Origin of the sequence: Methylobacterium sp. WL116 (assembly GCF_008039455.1) — a bacterium.
Taxonomy (GTDB): Bacteria; Pseudomonadota; Alphaproteobacteria; order Rhizobiales; family Beijerinckiaceae; genus Methylobacterium.
In genome coordinates this window covers 1-2,656 of record NZ_VRUV01000581.1, presented here as the reverse complement: position 1 = coordinate 2,656, position 2,656 = coordinate 1, and the positions used below count along the sequence as shown (strand labels likewise).

At 72.9% G+C, this 2,656-nt stretch carries 2 protein-coding genes and 1 pseudogene; all 3 read left to right on the top strand.

The window, feature by feature from the left end; all coding sequences use genetic code 11:
* Positions 1 to 487 precede the first annotated feature (487 nt).
* Positions 488 to 1,708 carry a D-alanyl-D-alanine carboxypeptidase family protein gene (locus FV223_RS24795; RefSeq protein ID WP_147729452.1) on the top strand — a complete coding sequence of 407 codons (1,221 nt, stop codon included), beginning with the start codon at positions 488 to 490 and terminating at the stop codon, positions 1,706 to 1,708.
* Positions 1,709 to 1,754: 46 nt separating this feature from the next.
* A complete protein-coding gene (gene tmk / locus FV223_RS24790; RefSeq protein ID WP_246686593.1) occupies positions 1,755 to 2,471 on the top strand; it encodes a dTMP kinase in 717 nt (238 codons plus the stop codon).
* Positions 2,461 to 2,656, top strand: a pseudogene (locus FV223_RS31310) (hypothetical protein); the annotation flags it as partial. The gene tmk and the pseudogene FV223_RS31310, both read left to right, overlap by 11 nt.

Here is a 2,656-nt window from a genome sequence, read left to right as displayed (position 1 = left end):
GCCCTCGGCCAAGCTCGCGCTGGCCCGGCTCACGGGCGCCGCGGCCCCGAGCGACAAGGGCTCGGGCGACAAGGGAACGGCCCGCGCAGTCGTGAAGAGCCGCGTCGACCTCGCCGCGAAGCCGCCCGGCAAGCCTGCCGACAAGCGCGGCGCGCGGCTCGCCGGGATCTACTGACGAGCCGGCGCCGTCCCGTCCTGGCGGAGCCCGGTCGTCCGCGAGACGACCGGCGGTCCCGCGGTCGCGGGGAGAGCCGGCGGGCCGGGACGACCCCCTGCGTATCCCTGCGGCCGGGGGATCGTTCAGGTCCCGGCGATCTCGGCCCGAAGCAACCTCGGATCGTAGAAAAACCCGCCTCGGTCGGTGCGCGGGCAGGTGCGCTGCGTCATTTCGCATTCGATCCGGCGCGGAAACCGTAATATGGTCACGCTTGTTATCCGAGGCGGGATGTTCGCGAGCGTGGCGGCCCGGCCGCACGGGAGTCTTTTGATGCGCAGGACCTGGGTCTTCCTTCTGGCGGCGGCCTGCGCGCTCGCGACGCCGGCCCGCGCGCAGGTCTTCCAGACCGCGGCGCCGCACGCGATCCTGGTCGACGCCGATTCCGGCTCGGTGCTGTTCGAGAAGGCGGCCGACGAGCCGTTCGCCCCGGCGAGCATGGCCAAGCTGATGACCACCGACATCGTGTTCGACGCCCTCAAATCCGGGCGGCTGACGATGGAGACCGAGTTCACGGTGACCGAGGACGCGTGGCGCCGGGGCGGGGCGGGGGGCGGCGGCTCGTCGATGTTCGCCCAGGTCAACAGCCGCATCAAGATGCAGGACCTGCTGCGCGGGCTCGTGGTGCAGTCGGGCAACGACGCGGCGATCACGATCGCCGAGAACATGGCCGGTTCCGAGGAGGCCTTCGCCGCCATCATGAACCAGCGCGCGAAGGAGATCGGGCTGACGCGCTCGACCTTCCGCAACGCCACCGGCTACTCGGCGCCCGACCAGCGGGTCACCGCGCGCGACATGGCCAGGCTCGCCGCGCACATCATCGACACCTACCCGGACCTGTACAAGATCTTCTCCGAGCGCGAGTTCACCTGGAACAAGATCAAGCAGCAGAACCGCAACCCGCTGCTCGCCCTCGACATCGGCGCCGACGGCCTCAAGACCGGCTACCTCGAGGAATCCGGCTACGCGCTCACCGGCTCGGCGGTGCAGAACGGCCAGCGCCTGATCATGGTGATCTCCGGCCTCAAGACCGCGCGGGACCGTGCGGCCGAGGCGCGCAAGCTGATGGAATGGGGGTTCCGCGCCTTCGAGCCGCGGCAGGTGTTCACCCCCGGCGAGACGGTGGCCGAGGCCTCGGTGTTCGGCGGCGCGTCGGGATCGGTGCCGCTGGTCGCCAAGAAGCCGGTGCGGGTGCTGCTGCCGCGCGGCTCCTCCGATCGCGTGACGGCGCGCGCCGTCTACCAAGGGCCGCTGGTCGCCCCGGTGGAGGAGGGCCGCGAGGTCGGCCGCCTGAAGATCATGCGCGGCGATGCGGTGGCGCTCGACCAGCCGCTCTATGCCGGCGCCTCCGTCGAGGCCGGCACCATCCAGCAGCGCGCGATGGATGCCGCGCTCGAGTTCGGCACCGGCCTCGTCCGCCGCGCCTTCGACAAGGCGGGCAAGGGCGAGAAAGCCGGCGACAAGCCTGGCGAGAAGCGCGCCAACCCGTCGTGAGGACCGAGAGGCGCGGCCCCATGCTGCCACCACCGCGTCGGCAGCCATGACCGCTTCGACCCCGACCGCTTCGACACCTCGCGGCGTCTTCATCACCTTCGAGGGCGGGGAGGGCGCGGGCAAGTCGACCCAGGTGGCCCGTCTCGCCCGGACGCTCGGCGCGCACCGCACGGTCACGACCACCCGCGAGCCCGGCGGCTCGACCCGCGCCGAGGAGATCCGCACGGCGCTGCTCGCCGGGGTCGCCAAGCCCTACGGGCCTTTCGCCGAGGCGCTGCTGTTCTCGGCCGCCCGCATCGACCACCTCGACCGCCTGATCCGCCCGGCGCTGGCCTCGGGCGAGGTCGTGCTGTGCGACCGCTTCATGGATTCGACCCGCGCCTACCAGGGCGCCGCCGGCGGTCTCGATGCGGAAGCCGTCGCGGCGCTCGAGCGGGTCGTCGTCGGGCCGACGCGGCCCGACCTCACCCTGATCTTCGACCTCGACCCCGAAATCGGCCTGGCCCGTGCGCGGGCGCGGGCGGCCGGGCAGGGGGCACAAGGGGCGCAGGCCGCACCGGACCGCTTCGAAGCCGAGGCGCTGGCCTTCCACGCCCGCCTCCGCGATGCCTTCCGGGCGATCGCGCAGGCCGAGCCGGCGCGCTGCGTCCTCGTCGACGCGGCGCGCGATCCCGATGCCGTCGCGGACGCGGTCCGCGCAGCGGTCGCCGGCCGCCTGCCCGGCCTCCTCGACGACACCGAAGGCCGCACCGATGCCGCCTGATCGCGCCCCCGACGACGTCGAGCCCGGCGACCTTCCCGGCATCGTCCGCCCGCGCGAGACGCTGCGCCTCGTAGAGGGCGAGCAGGCGGTCGGCGTAGGCCGAGAGCCGGAACAGGAAGTTCTCCTCCTCCATCCACACGACGGGGGTGTCGGTGGCGAGCGAGCGGCGGGTGCCGTCCTCCAGG